This window comes from Parabacteroides chongii (genome assembly GCF_029581355.1).
Taxonomy (GTDB): Bacteria; Bacteroidota; Bacteroidia; order Bacteroidales; family Tannerellaceae; genus Parabacteroides; species Parabacteroides chongii.
In genome coordinates this window covers 5,457,595-5,478,826 of record NZ_CP120849.1, presented here as the reverse complement: position 1 = coordinate 5,478,826, position 21,232 = coordinate 5,457,595, and the positions used below count along the sequence as shown (strand labels likewise).

The following is a 21,232-nucleotide window of genomic DNA, read 5'->3' as shown; positions in this document are numbered from 1 at the left end:
GTACAGATCTAGATACACAACCCGAAGGCGGAAATTCTACTTCTGACTAGAAACAGGAAATAGCGGAAGCAATTCCCGAACGTGTAGCAGCCGATTTGAGCGGTATGTACTTTTCAATCGGTAAACAGTATTGTGTGTATGGTGAAGATAATCCACGTGATGACGACTTCGGTTATCCGGCAGCTTGTTTGTCGCTGGATTTGAATGGAGCGGACATGGTGAGTGATGCCAGTGGATATAACTGGTTCTCCGTTGCCAGTGAATATGCGGATAGAATATATAATTATGCAAATCCGAATATGCGTTGGGCTATGATTTACAACCGCATTAAAATGGCAAACGATATTATCGCCACTATCCCGGAAGATAATACGGATAAAACACTTAATTACTATAAGGCACAAGCTATCGCAACCCGTGCATTCGATTATCTGACACTGGTTCAGCAGTATCAGTTCACTTATAAAGGAAATGAAAGTAAGCCGGCTGTTCCGATTGTGACAGATAAGGTAGAAGGTGATCTGTTGAATAATCCGCGTGCATCTGTTCAAGAAGTATATGACTTGATCATGGACGACCTGAATACTGCAATTCCTTTGTTGGAAGGATACAACAGAAAGTCTAAAAACGAGATCGATCAGAATGTGGCTTATGGACTTCGCGCTCGTGCAAATCTGGTTATGCAAAACTGGGCTGCTGCTTATGAAGATGCAACAAATGCATTAGGCGGATATACTCCTTATAGCCGTGACGAAGTAAGCAAACCGGGTTTCGTTGATTCTAATGACCATAACTGGATGTGGGCGTTGATTCTGACTCCGACCAATATGCCGGATGCTTATCCTTCATGGCCTTCTGTGATTTCTTCTTTCTCTGGTGATTCATATTCTTGTGGTGTTGGATGTTATAAAATGATCAATACGCTGCTTTATACGAAGATACCGGATACGGATGTAAGAAAAGGATGGTGGGTAGATGAAAACTGGATTCTCCGAACCTGAAAAATGTATCTTGGAGAGGCTACGATGGACAACCTATCGGACCGTTGGTAGTTCCTGATGTAAAATGGCATATCTTCCTTATACAAACGTTAAGTTTGGTGCTTATCAGGGTATTTTGGGGAATAACATCAATGCCGGTGACTGGTGTATGATGCGTGCAGAAGAAATGATCTTGATCCAGGCTGAAGCTAAAGCTATGAGCGGAGATCTCGGTGGTGGAAAACGTATCCTGGAAGATTTCGTAAAGAATTATCGTGATCCGTCTTATACAAGCAAAGCTACTTCTGCTACAGGATTCCAGGATGAAGTATGGATGCAGCGCCGTGTTGAATTGTGGGGAGAAGGATTTGCTTTATTTGATATCCTACGTCTTCAGAAAAATGTTGTTCGTTTCAACAATCGTGTCGAGAGTAACTTCCCGGATGGATTCAAATTTAATTTGGCTGCCAACAACGGTTGGTTGCTGATGCGTATCCCGCGTAATGAAATTAATGCCAACAACGGTATTTCGGAATCAGACAATAATAATGAAGGTACATTACCACAGAGTGGTGAAGGTGCAGGTCTGACTGATGGAGTAGTTGACTAATTAGAATTTGCAATATTATAGAAAAGAAGGTGTCCTCCGGGATGCCTTCTTTTTTTTGTTCGCCCAAACATGTTCCCCCTACTCAGTGAAGGATATCAGGTAACACCAAATAACTTTAATTACAAGTAGTATCTATTTCTTATAAGAAATAAAAGTGCTATATTTGCTTTTAGTTTTACTTATAAGTAATAAAAAATGAAAACTCCGGAGTTCTATAATAGAGATTTATATCTTGATCGTATCAAACCATTTGTCAATACACAGATGATAAAAGTTCTGACCGGTCAACGCCGTGTTGGAAAAAGTTTTCTTCTTTTCAATTAATGGATTATATACGCATCTCATACCCGCTTTCGGATATAATCTATATTAATAAAGAATTGTTTGAATTCGACAGCTTAAAAGACTATGCAGATCTGATAAATTATGTAACACAGAAACGTAATGATCCGAACAATAAATGTTTTTTGTTTATTGATGAGGTACAGGATATTGCGAGTTTTGAGAAAGCATTGCGACATTTCTTTGCAGAAGGAAGTTATGATATATATTGTACTGGAAGTAATGCTAATATGCTTTCAAGTGAATTGGCAACCTATTTAAGCGGTCGGTACATCGAATTTAAAATATATAGTTTGACTTATAAAGAGTTCTTACTGTTTCATAAGTTGGAAGATAGTTCCGATTCTTTCACTAAGTTTTATAAGTTTGGAGGTTTACCATATTTAATAAATCTACCTTTTAATGAATTACTGGTTTCGGATTATTTACGAAGTATTTATGACACAATTATACTTAAGGATGTAGTAAATAGATATAATATAAGGAATGTCAGACAGTTACAGGATTTAACAATATATTTGGCTGATACGATTGGTAATTTGTTTTCAGCCAATAAAATAAGTGAATACCTTAAATCTCAACGTGTCGATTTGCCTCCTAAAACCATATTAGAATACTTGAATTATCTGAATAATGCTTACTTTGTAAAAAGGTTACGTCCGTCAGATATCCAGGGAAAACGTCAGTTTCAAATCGGAGAAAAATATTATTTTGAAGATTTGGGGATTCGACATGCGATCCGTCCTTTCAGAGCAAACGATATAGCACAAGTATTAGAGAATATTGTATGCCATCATCTTCTTGTCAACGGCTACACTTTATCGGTAGGAAGGGATGGAGATAAAGAAATAGACTTCGTTGGTGTGAAAGATGGAGAAAAATATATATACAAGTAGCCTATTCTGTAATGGATCCCAAAACTTATGAGCGTGAATTTGGAAACCTCTTAGCAATAAAGGACAATTATCCTAAGATGGTTATTACAATGGATGAAATAGAGGGGATTTCATATGAAGGAATAAAACAGATTCCGATCCGCAAATTTTTGATGGAATTCAAATAACTTTCCCACTTTGTTAAGCAGTTAGAAAACCTTGTATATCGGGTAGAATTTGAGTGTTTATATTTTAATATCAAATTCTACCCGATTTATTATATCTAATTTAAACAGTGTAAAAACTTGTTGATAATCAATATTAAAATACACTTCCGATTTAATAATAAATCTCTAACAAATGTATTTTCCATATTAGTAAACAAATAACATACAAGCATATAACATTCTATTAATCAGTGATTTAGTAATGCGCGTAGTTCTGCAAAGACGCTGGTCGTTTCTTACGTAGGTATGGAAACTCAAGAGCTGGCGGTGTCTTCCAGGGTTTATATCAAGTTGAAATCAGATACACAGAACCTCGATGAGGTTGTCGTTGTAGGCTATGGAACTCAACGCAAGAAAGATGTTACAAGCTCTATCGCCAAAGTTGGAGGCGAAGCGCTTAGCAACCTGGTAGCATCCTCATTTGATACCCAGCTGGCAGGACGTGCTGCCGGGGTACAAGTTACAACCCCTAGCGGAGTACTCGGTGCTGGACCTCAGTTTAAGGTTCGCGGTATGAGTACCATCAGCTCCAGCTCACAACCACTGTTTATTGTAGACGGTATGCCTATCGCTACCGGAGACAATGGAGATGGTAAAACCGGTCTGGGACAGTTGTATGCTTCATTCAATGCCATGTCGGATATAAACCCGAATGATATTGAATCAGTTGAAATATTAAAAGACGGTGCTGCTACGGCCATTTATGGTTCACGTGCAGCGAATGGCGTTGTTTTGATCACTACGAAAAAGGGAACAAAAGGACGTGCTAAAGTTACTTATGACGGATATGTAAGTGCAGCCAGTGCAGCTAAATTACATGATCTTTTGGGTGCAAAAGATTTTGTCATGATCGCTAATGAAAAATTAGAGAACTGGGATGAGAAAGGACAAGCGGTTTATAATGCTTCAGATCCTGATACAAAATGGAACGATTATATCTTCCAGACCGGTTTCCAGCATAATCACAACGTTGCTGCCAGCGGTGGTACAGACAAAAAGTCAGTATTATGTATCTTTCGGGTTTACAGAGCAGGAAGGTATTGTTCGTTCAAATGATATGAATCGTCTGACTTTGAAAGCCGATTTGACCCAGCAGGCAACAAAATGGTTACGTATTGGTTTGAATGGCCAAATGAGCCGGACCAAATTGAATGGTATATCAAATTCGGAAAACTCACTGGGTGGTGTAGGTTTTGCCGGAGTTCGTATGCTTCCGAATGTGGCCGTTTTCGATCCTAATGATGTAACAGGTTACAATATTGATAAAGAAAGCCGTAAAACATTGGGACGCGGAAACAATCTTTCTTATATCGACAATGGTATTCAAAACATCGTTTGGGCATTGGATAATAATGTGAACCGCTCTACCAATACACGTACCATCGGTGGTGGTTGGGCTGAGATCACTATTATAGACGGACTTACACTGAAAACTCAGGGAGGTCTCGATATCTCTAATGTAAAAGACTTCATGTATTGGGATTCTGAATCAGGTGACGGTTATGGACGTAAAGGTTTGCTTGAAGAAGTAAATACAACTTACGAAAACTGGAACTGGCAAAATATCCTGAATTTTAACCGTTCATTTAACGATGTGCATAATTTAAGTGCAACAGCTGTTCAGGAATACACTCACAGTGAGTATGAATATACAGATGCTGCCGTTCAGCAGTTGTCCGACAGGTTCTTTACAGACCATATTATCTCCAATACTTTTGGAATAAAAGATATCGGCGGATACAAAACATTTAACGGGCTTGCTTCTTATATGTTCCGTGCGAACTACAATTATGATAGTAAATATTATGCAGGTGCATCTATCCGTTACGATGGATTGTCCAGTTTGCCGAAAGATACTCGCTGGGGTACGTTTTGGGGAGCTTCTGTTGCATGGCGTTTATCCCGTGAGAACTTACGGAAAGATTCTCAGGTGAACGAATGGTTCAACGATTTGCGTATTCGTGCCAGCTACGCTACATTAGGTAATTCAGATTTGGGTAATAACTTCCCGTATTTGGGAACTTATGGAGCGAAACTGTACGGCTCGCAATCCGGTGTTGCCTGGAACCGCATGGGTAATAACAACCTGAAATGGGAAACGACCGAAACTTTCGATTTAGGCCTGGATGGTTCTTTCTTCAACAACCGTCTGACATTTGAGCTGGCTTATTGGCAGAAAAATTCAAAAGACCTTGTATTGGAAGTTCCGACTCCTCCGACAATGGGTATTCCTTACAATTCATATTACGATAACATTGGTAAAATTAAGAACTCCGGATTTGAGCTGACCGTAAGTGGAACAGTTATCTCAACGAAAGATTGGAACTGGCGTTCAGAATTGAACTTCTCTACTGTAAAGAATACAGTTAAGTCATTGTATGGTGGAACTGATATCATTGACAATTATACAATTATTCGCGAAGGTGAGTCTTATCGTTCACTATACGGATACGACTATTACGGTGTCAATATGGTAAATGGTAACCCTATCTGGAGAAAAGCTGATGGCAGCCTGGTTCAGTTCGATACATTCGGCTCGTATGACTATGTTGAATATGATCCGTCCAATGCTAAAGACGTATCCAAACCATCCTCTTTAGGATCCAGCGACCGTAAAATATTAGGTTCATCTATGCCTACCTGGTATGGTGGATGGAACAATACAATAACCTATAAAGATTTTGATTTGAATGTATTCCTTCGTTTCTCAGGCGGTAATAAAATCATGAATGCCTCTCCGCCGAAGCGCTTTGATGAATATGGAATTTGCTAATAACGGTAAGGAAATTTTAGGCAGATGGGTATCTCCTACACAAACGGGTGATGGTATGACTCCAAGAATCGGTTATAATGACCAGTCTGTCTTGTTTAATGACGGTTTCACTGACTCTCACTTCGTTGAAAAAGGAAATTACCTGAAACTGTCTAACCTGGCTTTGGGATATACTTTGCCGAAATCTGTTTTATCGGCAATAAATATAACAAAGGTACGTGTGTATGCACAGGCTCAGAATTTGTTCACTATCACCGGGTACTCAGGTTTGGACCCGGAAACTAACACTCGTCCGGGCGTAGACTGGAATGGTATGCCTCAGCAGCGTTCGTTTACTTTTTGGAGCAAATGTTACATTCTAAGATTATAAAACAGTAGAAAAATTACAATTATGCTAAATAGAAAACTATATAAAAATATATCAGTTGTAGCATTGGGCGCAGCCTTAATTTCGCTACCCTTATTCACTGCTTGTGAAAGCGATGTGGTGGATCTATCTCCGGTCGATAAATTCTCCGATTTGACAGCTTACGGTACTCCGGCACGATGTGAGTTATCTATGATCGGTGCTTATGATGCAGCCCAGTGCGGCATGTATATCAACTCAGACAATGGCTGGCAACGTGGTTATCCATTCGGGGCTGCCAGCATACAACAAGGTGAAATGAGAGGCGAAGATATGAACTTGACAGCCGTATTTTACGATTACACCTATTCTGCGACCTACAATTTGTCTACGGCAAATAATGTCGCTATGTGGGAGACTTCTTTTGAGGCCATAAACCGTTACAATACAGTTTATGCAGGTCAGGAATATGCCGGTAGCAATGGCATACTCGATGAAGCGACAGCTAATCAATATAAAGGCGAATGCCTGTTTTTACGTGCTTTAACATATCATAATTTGATGGTTCATTATGCACTCCCTTACAATGTGGATGGTAATAATAATTATGGTATGCCGCTTTATATTACGGCAATCAATACACCGGAAGCCATTCAGGAGGCTTTGCTGATCGGTCGTTCAACTGTTGCTGAAACATATGCACAAATCATTAAAGATCTGGATGATGCAGAACAATTATTGCCGGAGGTTGTCACTGCAGGCAAGATATCCCGCGCATCTAAAGGGGCTGCTATTGCTTTAAAGACCCGTGTTTACTTGCATATGCGGAATTGGGCTAAAGTTATCGAAGAAGCTGAAAAACTGGATGGCGGACGTTTCCAATTGGAAGCAGATCCGGTTACTCCGTTTACTTCAAGTGCTGATAACAAAGAATCTGTTTTCTCGATTGAACATACTACGGAAGATAATCCGGACGTCAATGGTTCTTTAGGTCAGATGATGTCGGGTCGTAACGGAGGACGTGCCATTATAACTTCATCTCCTACCGTTTATAACTCCAAATACTGGACAAAAGACGACAAGCGGCGTAACTTGCTACTATACCGTGAATCCGACAAATATTATTACTGTGATAAATATCAGGATCCTACTTCTCAGGACGCATGGGCTCCGATTCTTCGTTACTCGGAAGTTCTTCTGAATGAAGCAGAAGCAGCAGCACGTAGTAACAATAAGACATTGGCTCTTGAAAAATTGAATGAAGTGCGTGACAGATCACTGGCAAATCCGGCACAGGAAAGTTACAAGGCTTCAGATTTCGCTGATACCAAAGCGCTGTTAGAAGCTATTCTTTGGGAACGTCGTATTGAATTTCACGGTGAAGGCCGTCGTTGGGAAGATATTCATCGTCTTGCAAATGACGATCTATTCCCTTCCGGTGGTATCCCGGCTAAAATTGAATACAACAACAGCAAGGGCGTAGGTGCATTCGTTGTAAACGGAGAAGTTAAATCTGAATGGTATAGTTCCAGTAAGAAATTTATTCCTTATACAGACAAACGTTTTATTTGGCCTATTCCGTTGAATGATATCTTAAGAAATCCGACATTGGCAAAACAGCAAAATGCGGGTTGGGAATAAACCTCATATTGACAAGAAGATATATTTTCGAGTCTTTATGCATTAAATAGATATGTTAAAAAATATTAGTCGCCAAGGTATTTTCATTTACCTGGTATATTAATCCGATTTACCCGGTAAGGTAGTGACAAATTGATAATTAGAAAAAAGTGTCCGGTAAATATTTTAACGTAAAAAACAGATAATAACCAACAAATTTGAAATCAATTGATTTCAAATTTGTTGGTTACATCTGTTTTAATTACCTTTGTTTCAATCGAAAAATAGATAAAAGTTATGAATACTCCTTTTGTGTATGGCCGCATAGCCGATAAAGATAATTTTACAGACAGGGTACAAGAGGTTAAGTTGCTTACCCAAAATTTCAATGGCTTGGTTAATACCGTCATTATTTCTCCACGCCGTTGGGGAAAAACTTCTTTAAAGTAAGACGGCACAAATACTTCAAAGTTCAAGTAGGGATTTTATTATTTGTCAGGTAGACATATTTAACTGCCGGACAGAAGAAGAATTTTATGTTGCTTTTGCCAATGCATTGCTAAAAGTTTCAACCTCTGCCTGGGAAGAATTTGTATCCGGTGTAAAAAAATATTTAGGAAAAATGGCTCCGCTTATTTCAGTATCAGACAGTAGTCAAACCTATGAGTTTTCATTCGGAATAAGTTTTAAGGATAATAAGATGGGATATGATGAAATATTGATTTACCGCAAGTCATAGCGAATGATACCGGAAAAAAATCATTGTCTGTATCGATGAATTCCAAAATATCAATGAATACGAAGATTCTTTGGCTTTCCAACGTAAACTGCGCGCTCATTGGCAGAAACAAACTTCTGTCTGTTATTGTCTTTACGGGAGTAAACGGCATATGTTACTGGATATTTTTAATGACTATAGCATGCCATTCTATAAATTCGGGGACATTTTATTTCTTCACAAGATAGGAAGGGAAGATTGATTTCATTTATTTCAGTCGCTTTTCCGATACCGGAAAAGAAATTTCAAAAGAATTATGTAATCAAATAGCAGCCAGGGTAAAGGATCATCCATATTATGTTCAGCAGTTAAGCCAACAAGTTTGGTTACGTACAGAAAAAAAGTGTACCGACAGTATTCTCGATGAAGCATTCTTAAGTCTGACAGGTCAGTTAAGTCTTCTGTTTGCCAATATAATAGACACATTAACATCCAAACAAATTAATTTTTTATTGGCGGTGGCAGATGGTGTCACAAATTTCTCGTCGAAAGATGTTCTTACAAAATATAAACTGGGAACTTCTGCAAATATAAAAATCTAAGAAAGGCGACTTTGGAAAAAGATTTAATAGACATTCTACCCGGAAATATAACCGAACTTCAGGATCCTGTTTTTGAATATTGGATAAAAATATTTATACAGGTTCACTACGGTAAACACCTCCTTTTAGGTAGAATTTGAGTATGCAAATTAGCTACTCAAATTCTACTTTTTTTCAGTATAAATTATCATAAGTTAGATTTCAATAGATCTAAAAAATAATCCATTAGTTTAAGCTGTTTGGATAGGGGTATTTATTGGATTGACAGAGATTTACGCGCAAATTATAATACATTGATTATCAATATATTACAGATAAACGTAGTTCTGCAAAGACTTTGGTAATTTCGTACGTAGGTATGAAAAGCCAGGAAGTAGCTGTAAAACCAGTATTAAATGTAATGTTGGAAGGTGATAATCAAGTGCTTGATGAAGTTATGGTTGTTGCGTATGGTACTGCAAAGAAATCTGCATTTACCGGATCGGCTGCAACGATTAAAACCGAAAAGATTGCAGCACGTCAGGCAGCCAACCTGACAGGTGCTTTGGCTGGTCAGGTTGCCGGTGTACAAACAACCAACAATAACGGACAGCCAGGTAAAGATGCTGAAGTACGTATCCGTGGCATCGGTTCTATTTCTGCCAGCAATAAGCCATTGTATGTAGTGGACGGTGTTCCTTACGATGGCGAAATTTCAGCAATCAGCACTTCTGATATTGAATCGATGACAGTGTTGAAAGATGCAGCATCGAATGCTTTGTATGGTGCTCGTGGTGCTAATGGTGTAATCTTAATCACTACTAAAAAAGGTAAGTCCGGTGATGCTCGCGTGACATTTGATGCTAAATGGGGTGTTAACAAACGCGGTATTCCTTCATACGAAGCTGTAACAGATCCGGGTAAGTTCTATGAATTGGCTTATGCGGCTATTTATAATGGAGACTTGGAAGGATATGCGGCGGCGGGTGATCTAGCTAATGCAAATCTTTATGCAAATAACGCTATGCTTTCCAGCAGTTATTTAGGATATCAAGTATTTACTTTACCGAATGGTGAACGGCTGATCGGCATGGATGGTAGATTGAATCCGAATGCAAAATTAGGATACAGTGATGGTACATATTATTATAAACCTGACAACTGGAGCGATGAATTGTTCGAAAACAATACCCGTCAAGAATATAACTTGAGTGTCAGCGGAGCTACTGAAAAAATGAACTATTATATGTCTGCAGGTTATTTGGATGATAAGGGTATTGTTCCGAACTCAGGTTTTCAACGTTATACAGCTCGTTTGAAAGCGGAATATCAAGTGAAATCTTGGTTGAGAATGGGTGGTAATGTCTCATTTACTCATTATGACAGCCGTGAACAGGATACAGAAGGTGGTACTTCCAATGGTAATGCTTTCTATGCTGCTAATATAATGGGGGCTATTTATCCGATGTATATCCGTGATGCAGAAGGAAATATCATGACTGACAATCGTGGTTACAAGCGCTATGATTACGGATCTGATACAAACTTCAGCCGTGAAAACGTAGTTCCGAATGCGAATCCGCTGGCTAGCTATATGTTGGATAAGAGAAACTATTCTGGTGATGTAGTAAGCGGTAAATGGTTTGCTGATATTGATATTTGGGGTGGCATTAAAGCTAAAATCAATATCGGTGTTGATGCAAATAACGTACGTATGAGAGATTTAATAAATCCATTTTACGGACAGTATTCAGAAACAAGTGGTGTTGGTGGTATTATCAATACTGAAGCTACTCGCTCATTCAGTACAAACCAGCAGTATTTGTTGACTTACAATAAGACATTCAATGATGTTCACAATTTGGATGTTTTGGCAGGTCACGAAAACTATAATTATAAGTATTCTTATCTGTATGGTAGTCGTGAGAAGTTGTATAACCCGAATGTTCCTGAACTGAACAATGGTATCCTGAACCAGAACAATGCATCTTACACAAACAATTATGCTACAGAAGGTTGGTTGTTCCGTGTACAATATGATTATGATGGCAAATATTTCGGTTCTGCTTCTTTCCGTCGTGATGCTTCTTCTGCTTTCCATCCGGATAACCGTTGGGGTAATTTCTGGTCAATCGGTGCTGGCTGGTTGATGAACAAGGAAGCTTTCTTAGCTGATCAGAATTGGATCGATATGTTGAAGTTCAAAATTAGCTATGGTTTACAGGGTAATGATAATCTGATGTTTCAAGGTGGTTTATACCGTAACTACTATCCTTATATGGATCAGCTAACCTTATCTAATAGTAATGGCGATTTTGCAACCTCTTTGTATTATAAAGGTAATCCGGACATCACTTGGGAAACATCACACAGTTTCAATACCGGATTTGACTTTAATTTCTGGGGTGGAAAGTTAAGTGGTACTGCTGAATACTTCTCACGTAAGACAACTGATATGCTTTACTTTAAGCCGGTTTCTCCGTCTATGGGATATTCCCGTTATCCGGAAAATGTAGGTTCAATGGTAAACCGTGGTGTTGAAGTAGATTTGAACTCTGCTATCATTGATACAAAGAATTTTAGCTGGAATATCAATTTGAACTTGACGCATTTTAAGAATAAAGTGTTGGAATTAGCCCCTGAATTGAATGGACAGTTGATTGATGGTTCTCGTATTTATCGTGAAGATGAATCTATGTATCAACTTTATTTGCCTAAATATGCGGGAGTTAATCCGAAACAGGTGAAAGCCAGTGGGCATTATTGGAACCGGATAAAGATGGTAATACAGTTACTACTGAATATTCTGTAGCTTCTAATAATCGTTTTGCTACAGGTGATATTTTGCCGAAAGTATATGGCGGTTTTGGAACTAGCTTCACTGCTTACGGATTCGATTTCTCTATTGCATTTGCTTATCAGTTAGGCGGACGTGTTTTGGATTATACCTATCAAGGTTTGATGAGTGTTGATGCTCAGGGATCTGCTTGGCATAAAGATATGTTGAATGCCTGGACTCCGGAAAATAAAAATACAGATGTTCCCCGTATGAATGTACAAGATCAGTATGCTAACAGATTGACGGACCGTTTCCTGACAAGTTCCGATTATTTGAGTTTACAGAATATCACATTCGGTTATACATTGCCGAAATCATTGACACGGAAGTTCCAGGTTGAGGGTATTCGTTTGTATTTCGTAGCAGATAATGTTGCATTACTCACAGCGCGTAAAGGGCTTGATCCACGTCAGGGTTATGTGTCTTCTGATAATGTTTATTCACCGATCCGCACTATCTCAGGCGGTATCTCTTTGAATTTCTAATCCGTAAATGTATTTAGAGAATATGAAAATGACAAATAAATATTTAATGTTCGCAGGTGTTGCTTTAGCACTGGCTTCCTGTGATTTGGATAAATTGCCGGAAGGTCAATATGTAGGTGGCGAACAAAACGAGGATATTATCGAACAGCGTCCGAATATGGTGATAGCTGGTGTGAATGCAATGTCAGCCCAGTTGAATGTATTCGGCACTATTTCCGATGATGCAAATACATATCACAATGATTATGGTATAGCAGCCGTTTTCCAGTTTTATGATCAAAGTTGTCAAGATATGCCTTGTACGACTTCTGGTTATAACTGGTTTAATCGTTCTCAGAATTATTCAGATCGTCTTTATGATAGTTCTGAAGGCGAATTGATTTGGAAGACATATTATAACCATCTGAAAGCAGCAAATGATGTTATTGCATTGACAGAGGGGACTGATGATCCCACTATGTTGGTTTATCGTGGTCAGGCTTTAGCTGCCCGTGCTTTCGATTATCTGAATTTAGCTCAGACTTATCAATTTACATATGTTGGTCATGAAAATGATCTTTGTGTTCCGATCATTACAGAAGGAATGACAGAAGAAGAAATGCAGACGAATCCGCGTGCTACAGTTGCTCAGGTTTATGAATTGATTATGTCTGATTTGAATCAAGCTGTTGAATTATTGGCAGGTAATGATAACGGTACAAATAAGGACAAGATTGACGAAGCTGTTGCTTATGGTCTGCGTGCTCGTGCCAATCTGTTAATGCAGAAGTGGGCAGATGCTGCTAAGGATGCAGAAAAGGCTTTGGCTGGTGGAACTCCGTATTCTTTGGCTGAAGTGTCAAAACCGGCTTTCAATTCAGCTTCTGCTGATTCCTGGTTGTGGGGTGTGATGATTACTCCGGATAATGATGTTGTAACGACCGGTATCATCAACTGGCCGCCGCACTTGTGTTCATTGACTGGTAACGGATATACAACTTTGACAGGTGCATGGCGTTATGTAAGTTCTGCATTATATAATCAGATTCCGGATACAGACATCCGTAAACAATGGTTTATTTCTCCGGATACAACCTCTACTTTGGTTGATAATGCTTCAGTTGGAGGTGAATCTGTGATTGATTATTTTGGTTTGACACCTTATGCTAATGTGAAATTTGGTGCTTATCAGGATGTAATGGGTAATACGACCAACTCTCAGGACTGGCCTTTAATGCGTGTGGAGGAAATGTACTATATCAAAGCGGAAGGTGAAGCAATGTCCGGAAACGTATCTGCAGCAAAACGTACATTGGAAGATTTCGTAAAAACGTATCGTAATCCGTCATACAGTTGTACGGCTTCTTCTGCTCAGGATTTGCAGGATGAAATTTGGTTGCAACGTCGTATGGAATTTTGGGGTGAAGGTTTTTCTTTGTTCGATGTTTTACGCCTAAAAAAACCTATCGTACGTAAGAATACGAATTATGCTGCTATTGTTCAGTATAATATAGAACCGGAGTCTCAGATTTTGATTTATCGTATTCCGCAATGTGAAATGGAAACCAATAAAGGTATTGCAGATAAAGACAACAATCCTGCAGCGCCTCAACCTACTGTATAAGGTAGTTTTGATATATTGATAAAAATGTTGTAGATGCTTTGAATGATTATACAAACAAAGCATTTACAACATTTTTTTTGGGTAGAAGAACATCTGTTTTTTTCTTGCTTTAATCCCCGGATATATAATAATCTGATACTATTTCTCTTATGAATAATCAAAAAGAGTTACATTCCAATGATTTTTCTTTCTAACATTAGAAAATAATAATAATCTTGTTTTGTTTTTAGAACCGAGTGGGCAAAAAAGGCTTTTTTGTATCCATTTTGGAAAGCTACTTCTTGTTTTTTGTTTTTTATGATTAGTAAGTCTCTTTTATCTTTGTACACTCATAGTAGAAATGAGTTTTCCGGATCATTTGTTTTTTAAGGCAAGGGTAAGACGTGATATCGTCTTTTCGGAACTCCGGTAAATATGTAATAACAAATTTTTAATTTGTCTTAGACATAAGAAAGAACTAATTATTGTTCCTTCGTGTTTCATTCAGAAAATAATTATATATCATGGAAAAAGTAATTTATAACTTGGTGTTCAACCGTAAAAAACAGTTGAACTCAGAGGGTAAAGCTTTGATTCAGGTAGAAGCCTACCTGAACAAGCAGAAAAAGTATTTTTCGACAAAGGTTTATGTCAAGCCTTTTCAGTGGGATGCAAAGAGAAAAGCAGTGAAGAATCATCCTAATATGGAGTCTTTAAATCAGTATCTGACTAATTTCATTGCAGAATTGGAACAGGTGGAGCTTGAAGTTGCTCATAGTGGTAAAGAGTTTTCTTTGAGTGATCTGAAAGAGAAACCTGATGCTGGTCAGACTTCTTTTTCTTTGTTTATGAAAAATGAGATCACTCAGAGTAATCTGAAACAGTCAACGCTGAAGAATCATTTTTCGACATTACAGGTGTTGTCTTCGTTTCAAGCGGATGTGAGTTTCAATGATCTGAGCTTTAATTTTCTTTGCGATTTCGAGCATTATATGCTGGTAAATAAATATCATCGGAATACGATTGCTAAACATATGAAGCATTTGAAGCGCTACATAAACCTGGCTATCAATAAGGATCTGTTTGATTTGCACCGTTATCCTTTCCGCAAATATAAAATAAAGTATATGGAAAGCAAACGAACTCATCTTACACCGGAAGAATTGGAGCAGTTGGAAAGTTTAAATCTGAAAGGTCGCCGGACGCTGCAACGGACACTGGATATGTTCTTGTTCAGTTGCTATACTGGGCTTCGTTTTTCGGATATCGTAAGTATCACGAAGGATAATTTTCTCTTTATCGAAGATAAAGTCTGGTTGATCTATTCATCTGTTAAAACAGATGTCCATGTTCGTCTGCCTTTGTTCTTATTGTTTGATGGGAAATCTCTTCCTATCTACGAGCGTTATAAGAATAATCCGTGGACCTTGTTCGATATGCCAGTCTCTTCCAATTCGAACGTGAACAAGCAATTGCGCCGGATTTGTAAGATGGGAATGTAGATAAGAAAGTCTCATTCCATACGGCCCGGCATACGAACGCTACATTATTATTATATAACGGTGCAAATATTACGACTGTACAGAAGCTTTTAGGACACAAAAGTGTGCGTACAACAGAGATATACAGTAATATTATGGACATGACTGTGGTTCGTGACTTATCGAGTCTGTCAAGTGTTAAATGATATTGGATAATGGCATTAGGGAACGTGGAAGAAATGATGGAGGGATTTCTGTGTTCTCTAATGTTTGTTGACAAAATGCTAGTATTGTATATGTTTGACTTTGGTATTAGGGTTAATCAGTTGACTTTTGTTATAAAAATCTGTTCTCAAACATTTGTTTACGGATTAATTTTTACGCTGGTTATGCTTTGAAAAGTAAATAAAATATCCGACTTTTGTCTGCATGATGAATCAACCTTTAGCAGAGAGATTACGTCCGAAAACACTGGATGATTATATCGGACAGAAGCACCTTGTAGGGCAAGGAGCCGTGTTGAGGAAAATGATAGATGCTGGCCGGGTCCCATCTTTTATTTTGTGGGGACCACCGGGAGTAGGTAAGACCACACTGGCACAGATCATTTCCAATAAACTGGAGGCACCTTTTTATACATTGAGTGCTATCAGTTCGGGTGTGAAGGATGTACGTGATGTGATTGAAAAAGCAAAGAGCAATCGTTTTTTCAATACGGTATCGCCTATTTTATTTATTGATGAAATACATCGTTTCAGTAAATCCCAGCAGGATTCTTTGTTGAATGCTGTAGAAACGGGAGTGGTTACGCTGATCGGGGCTACAACGGAAAATCCTTCTTTTGAAGTGATCCGTCCGCTATTATCCAGGTGTCAGGTTTATGTATTGAAATCGTTGGATAAAAGTGATTTGCTTACCTTATTGAATCATGCGGTCAAAGAGGATATCGTATTAAAAGAGAAAGATATTGTCCTGACAGAGACAGATGCTATGCTTCGTTATTCGGGTGGAGATGCACGGAAATTACTGAATATACTGGAACTGGTCATATCGGCAGAAGAAACGGATAAGATCGAGATAACGGATCAGAAAGTAGTAGACCGTTTGCAGGAAAATCCAGCAGCATATGATAAAGGCGGAGAGATGCATTATGATATTATTTCAGCTTTTATCAAATCGATCAGGGGAAGTGACCCTGATGGAGCTATTTATTGGTTGGCACGTATGGTGGCAGGAGGGGAGGATCCGGAGTTTATTGCCCGGAGGCTGGTAATCTCTGCATCGGAGGATATAGGATTGGCTAACCCCAATGCGTTATTGCTGGCGAATGCCTGTTTTGATGCTTTGAAGAAGATCGGTTGGCCGGAAGGGCGTATCATCCTGGCCGAAACGACAATTTATCTGGCCAGTAGCCCTAAAAGTAATTCTGCCTATATGGCAATCAATGACGCATTGGCTTTGGTAGAGCGTACTGGTAATCTTCCGGTTCCGCTTCATTTGCGGAATGCTCCGACGGCTTTGATGAAGGAGTTGGAGTATGGGAAAGAATATAAATATGCACATGATTATAAGAACAACTTTGTTGAACAGGAATATTTGCCCAAGGAAGTATTGAATCAATGCTTTTGGAAAGGGCAGAATAATCCGGCTGAACAGAAACTGATTGAACAGATGAAAAAATTGTGGGGAGATCGGTTTTAGTAATTGACAATTGATAATTGAAAGCAGAAAATTGACTGTGTAAAAGACGGTGAAAATGATGAATATGTGCCTTTTTGCTAATAATTTTCGGGTTTTGATTTTCAAATTTCAATTTAATTCGTACATTAGCCGCCTGTTTTCGAAAAACACGTTACTTAAATAATATATAACATTAAAAAGAAATAGATATGAAGAAGCACAATTTTTCTGCAGGACCTTCCATTCTGAGCGAATACACGATTAAGAATGCAGCAGCAGCTGTTGAGAATTTCGCAGGTACAGGGTTATCAATTCTTGAAGTATCTCACAGAGGTAAAGAATTTGTTGCAGTAAACGACGAGGCCAGAGCTTTGATCAAAGAGTTACTGGATGTGCCGGCTGGTTACGAAGTTGTATTTCTGGGTGGTGGTGCCAGCATGCAGTTTTGTATGGTTCCTTTTAACTTGTTGAACAAAAAAGCTTCTTATCTGGATACGGGGACATGGGCCTCTAATGCGATCAAGGAAGCTAAATTATTCGGAGAAGTGGATGTTGTAGCATCTTCAAAGGAAGCTAACTACACCTATATCCCTAAAGGCTATAAAGTCGCAGAAGATTCGGACTATTTCCACTTTACATCTAACAATACGATCTATGGTACGGAAATGCGTTATGATCCTGATATGAATGTACGTTTGGTATCCGACATGTCTTCTGATATTTTCTCTCGTCCGATCGATATCTCCAAATATGATATAATTTATGCCGGTGCACAGAAAAATCTGGCTCCTGCAGGTGTCACTTTGGCCATTGTACGTACGGATGCTTTGGGGCATGTAGATCGTGCAATTCCTACCATGTTGAATTACAACACTCATATCAAAAAAGATTCTATGTTCAACACTCCTCCTGTATTTCCGATCTTTGCTGCATTGCAGACATTGAAGTGGTATAAGGAATTGGGTGGTGTTGCTGTTATTGAAAAGATGAATCTTGAAAAAGCAGCAATTCTGTATGATGAAATCGATCGGAATAAATTATTCAAGGGTACGGCTGCTGTGGAAGACCGTTCTATTATGAATGTTTGTTTCGTTATGAATGACGAATATAAGGAACTGGAAGACGAATTTAATAAATTCGCATCTGCAGCCGGTATGGTAGGCATCAAAGGACACCGTTCTGTCGGTGGATTCCGTGCTTCTCTTTATAACGCTATGCCGAAGAGCAGCGTAGAAGCTTTGGTTGCAACAATGAAAGAATTTGAAAAACTACATTGATCCTATGACAAAAGTATTGGTTGCTACAGATAAACCTTTCGCTGCGATAGCAGTGAAAGGCATCCGTGAAGTGGTTGAAGGTGCAGGTTATGAACTGGCTCTTCTTGAAAAATACACGGATAAAAGTCAATTGCTGGACGCTGTTAAAGATGCGAATGCGGTAATCATCCGCAGTGATATCATCGATGCTCCGGTATTGGAAGCTGCGAAAGAATTAAAGATAGTGGTTCGTGCCGGTGCCGGTTACGACAATGTGGATCTGGCTGCTGCGACTGCACACAACGTTTGTGTGATGAATACGCCGGGGCAAAATTCCAATGCTGTCGCCGAATTAGTTTTTGGTATGTTGGTATATGCTGTCCGAAACTTCTATAACGGAACTTCCGGAACAGAACTGAAGGGTAAAAAACTGGGCATTCTGGCTTATGGTAATGTGGGTCGTAATGTGGCACGTATTGCTAAAGGCTTCGGCATGGATGTATATGCTTTTGATGCATTCTGTCCGGCAGAAGTGATAGAGAAAGACGGAGTGAAAGCAGTAGCTTCTACTGCAGACCTGTTTAAGTCTTGTCAGATTGTATCTCTGCATATTCCGGCAACAGCCGAAACAAAGGGATCCATCAATTTTGAATTAATGAATTCAATGCCTAAAGGTGCTATCGTTGTGAATACAGCCCGTAAGGAAGTGATCGACGAAGCAGGTTTGGCAAAGATGATGGAAGAACGTCCTGATTTTAAATATATCACAGATATCAAGCCGGCTATCGATGCGGATTTGGCTGCTAAATATTCGGACCGTTATTTCGGGACACCGAAGAAGATGGGAGCACAGACAGCTGAGGCGAATATCAATGCCGGTATTGCTGCAGCAAAACAGATCGTCGATTTTCTGCAGAACGGTAACGAGAAATTCAGAGTCAATAAATAAGTTGTCAATTGTCAACTGTAAAACTATGGCAAAAATAAAACCATTCAAAGGTATCCGTCCGCCGAAGGATTTGATAAAGGAAGTCGCTTCACGTCCTTATGATGTGCTTAATTCTGAAGAAGCGCGTGAAGAAGCACTAGGTAACGAGAAATCATTATATCATATAATCAAACCGGAGATTGATTTTCCGGTGGGAACAGATGAACATGATCCGGCTGTCTATGAAAAAGCAGCAGAGAACTTTCAGAAATTCCAGGATAAAGGTTGGTTGATTCAGGATCAGAAAGAACAATATTACGTATATGCCCAAACTATGAACGGGCATACACAATATGGATTGGTAGTCTGTGCATATGTGGATGATTATCTGAAAGGGAATATCAAAAAGCATGAGTTGACTCGTCGTGATAAGGAAGAAGACCGTATGAAACATGTACGTGTCAACAATGCCAATATCGAACCGGTTTTCTTTGCTTATCCCGATAATGCGGAACTGGATGCTATTGTAAAGAAGTATACGGCAAAAACTCCGGAATATGACTTTGTCGCAGAACTGGATGGCTTTGGACATACATTTTGGATTATCGATGAGGAAAATGATATAGCCCGTATCACGGAGTTGTTCGAAGCAATGCCTTCCTTATATATTGCAGACGGACATCACCGTTCAGCTGCAGCAGCTTTAGTTGGTGCGGAAAAAGCAAAACAAAATCCGAATCACCGTGGAGATGAAGAATACAACTATTTTATGGCTGTATGCTTTCCGGCAAATCAGCTGACTATTATCGATTATAACCGTGTAGTCAAAGATTTGAACGGACTGACTGAAGAAGAGTTTTTGGCAAAAGTAGCCACAAACTTTACGGTAGAAGAGAAAGGTACAGATATCTATAAACCGGCAGAGTTGCACAATTTCTCCCTTTATTTGGGTGGCAAATGGTATTCTCTGACAGCCAAACCGAGAACATATAACGATCATGATCCGATCGGTGTACTAGATGTTACAATCTCTTCGAACCTGATTCTGGATGAAGTGCTGGGGATTAAAGACCTGCGTTCGGATAAACGGATTGATTTCGTAGGGGGAATCCGTGGCTTAGGTGAACTGAAACGGCGTGTAGACAGTGGTGAAATGAAAGTGGCATTAGCTCTCTATCCTGTCACTATGAAACAGTTGATGGATATAGCCGATACAGGAAATATCATGCCTCCTAAGACAACCTGGTTCGAACCGAAACTGCGTTCGGGATTGGTTATTCATAAGCTGGTGTAAAAAGGTATGTCTGTAAGATAAATAAGTAAGCGAGTGTGTTCTATATGAAATACACTCGCTTTTGTTATTTCTTTATTTTTTCGGAAACTTTGGCTCCGGTACTGGTTGAAATACCTCTCAGTTCAACATAATCTACACTTAAAGGGCTGCCGGATTTGGTCTGGACATAGAGGGATTCCAGTATGGCCGGTTGATTGTCGATCATTGTCATGCAGACATATTTCGAATCCTGCTTGCATATCTTCAGCTTTTTACCCGCATAAGCTGTTAGTGTCACTTCGCTGTAATCGTTTCCTTCCGATATCAGTTTGTATCCGTATGCCATCTTTTTCTGGAAGAAACTTAAACCGTTGGTTTCTCCCGGTCGTTCTTCCCGGTTGACCCAATATACGTTGAGAGGAGATTTGGTGTTCAGTTTTCCGTTCTCCAGATTCACATCGTAGCAAACCAGGTTTTTGTTTGTACTTCGTGCTATGTGGAAAAGCCTTTCGGTTGTCGGATAAGTGTTTTCTTCAGGGTTACCTGCATAAGCGGTGATAAAGGTGAAAAGCAGAACTGTCAGGAATGAAATCACCCTCCTCCCTGTATGATTGATTGTATTGAAATTTTCCATCT

General features: G+C 39.2%; 13 protein-coding genes and 3 pseudogenes. 15 read left to right on the top strand and 1 reads right to left on the bottom strand.

Going from position 1 to position 21,232, the window contains the following annotated elements:
* Positions 1-104: 104 nt before the first annotated feature.
* The 15 genes and pseudogenes from P3L47_RS21025 to P3L47_RS20955 all read left to right on the top strand — a co-directional run bounded on the left by P3L47_RS21025 (position 105) and on the right by P3L47_RS20955 (position 20,617).
* Positions 105-1,001 carry a RagB/SusD family nutrient uptake outer membrane protein gene (locus tag P3L47_RS21025; RefSeq protein ID WP_277782020.1) on the top strand — a complete coding sequence of 299 codons (897 nt, stop codon included), beginning with the start codon at positions 105-107 and terminating at the stop codon, positions 999-1,001.
* 64 nt (positions 1,002-1,065) lie between these two features.
* On the top strand, positions 1,066-1,590 hold the full coding sequence (locus P3L47_RS21020; RefSeq protein WP_277782019.1) for a RagB/SusD family nutrient uptake outer membrane protein: 525 nt from the start codon (positions 1,066-1,068) through the stop codon (positions 1,588-1,590).
* 195 nt (positions 1,591-1,785) lie between these two features.
* A pseudogene (locus P3L47_RS21015) lies at positions 1,786-2,995 on the top strand (ATP-binding protein).
* A 285-nt stretch (positions 2,996-3,280) separates the two neighbouring features.
* A complete protein-coding gene (locus P3L47_RS21010) occupies positions 3,281-4,090 on the top strand; it encodes a TonB-dependent receptor plug domain-containing protein (RefSeq protein WP_277782018.1) in 810 nt (269 codons plus the stop codon).
* Position 4,091: 1 nt separating this feature from the next.
* A complete protein-coding gene (locus P3L47_RS21005; protein ID WP_277782017.1) occupies positions 4,092-5,807 on the top strand; it encodes a TonB-dependent receptor domain-containing protein in 1,716 nt (571 codons plus the stop codon).
* Entirely contained in the window at positions 5,794-6,177 is a 384-nt protein-coding gene (locus P3L47_RS21000) for a hypothetical protein (RefSeq protein WP_277782016.1), read from the top strand. The genes P3L47_RS21005 and P3L47_RS21000 overlap by 14 nt, the downstream gene beginning before the upstream one ends.
* A gap of 21 nt (positions 6,178-6,198) precedes the next feature.
* Positions 6,199-7,794 (top strand): RagB/SusD family nutrient uptake outer membrane protein, encoded by a 1,596-nt coding sequence (locus tag P3L47_RS20995; RefSeq protein WP_277782015.1) that lies wholly within the window; start codon positions 6,199-6,201, stop codon positions 7,792-7,794.
* Positions 7,795-8,070: 276 nt separating this feature from the next.
* On the top strand, positions 8,071-8,223 hold the full coding sequence (locus tag P3L47_RS23795; RefSeq protein WP_427910523.1) for a hypothetical protein: 153 nt from the start codon (positions 8,071-8,073) through the stop codon (positions 8,221-8,223).
* Between the two features lie 1,228 nt (positions 8,224-9,451).
* Positions 9,452-12,396 (top strand): annotated as a pseudogene (locus P3L47_RS20985) (SusC/RagA family TonB-linked outer membrane protein).
* 22 nt (positions 12,397-12,418) lie between these two features.
* Positions 12,419-13,999, top strand: coding sequence for a RagB/SusD family nutrient uptake outer membrane protein (locus P3L47_RS20980; protein ID WP_345799055.1), 1,581 nt, complete (start codon positions 12,419-12,421; stop codon positions 13,997-13,999).
* 503 nt (positions 14,000-14,502) lie between these two features.
* Positions 14,503-15,665 (top strand): annotated as a pseudogene (locus P3L47_RS20975) (site-specific integrase).
* 223 nt (positions 15,666-15,888) lie between these two features.
* Complete coding sequence (locus P3L47_RS20970; protein WP_277782013.1) at positions 15,889-17,160, top strand: replication-associated recombination protein A; 1,272 nt, start codon at positions 15,889-15,891, stop codon at positions 17,158-17,160.
* 188 nt (positions 17,161-17,348) lie between these two features.
* Positions 17,349-18,416, top strand: coding sequence for a 3-phosphoserine/phosphohydroxythreonine transaminase (gene serC, locus P3L47_RS20965; RefSeq protein WP_122361517.1), 1,068 nt, complete (start codon positions 17,349-17,351; stop codon positions 18,414-18,416).
* A gap of 4 nt (positions 18,417-18,420) precedes the next feature.
* Positions 18,421-19,344 carry an NAD(P)-dependent oxidoreductase gene (locus tag P3L47_RS20960; RefSeq protein ID WP_122361696.1) on the top strand — a complete coding sequence of 308 codons (924 nt, stop codon included), beginning with the start codon at positions 18,421-18,423 and terminating at the stop codon, positions 19,342-19,344.
* 25 nt (positions 19,345-19,369) lie between these two features.
* Positions 19,370-20,617: a DUF1015 domain-containing protein gene (locus P3L47_RS20955; protein WP_277782012.1), complete on the top strand. Its 1,248-nt coding sequence runs from the start codon at positions 19,370-19,372 to the stop codon at positions 20,615-20,617.
* A gap of 64 nt (positions 20,618-20,681) precedes the next feature.
* Here P3L47_RS20955 and P3L47_RS20950 read toward each other — a convergent pair whose 3' ends face one another.
* A complete protein-coding gene (locus tag P3L47_RS20950; protein ID WP_122361519.1) occupies positions 20,682-21,230 on the bottom strand; it encodes a DUF4833 domain-containing protein in 549 nt (182 codons plus the stop codon).
* Positions 21,231-21,232 lie beyond the last annotated feature (2 nt).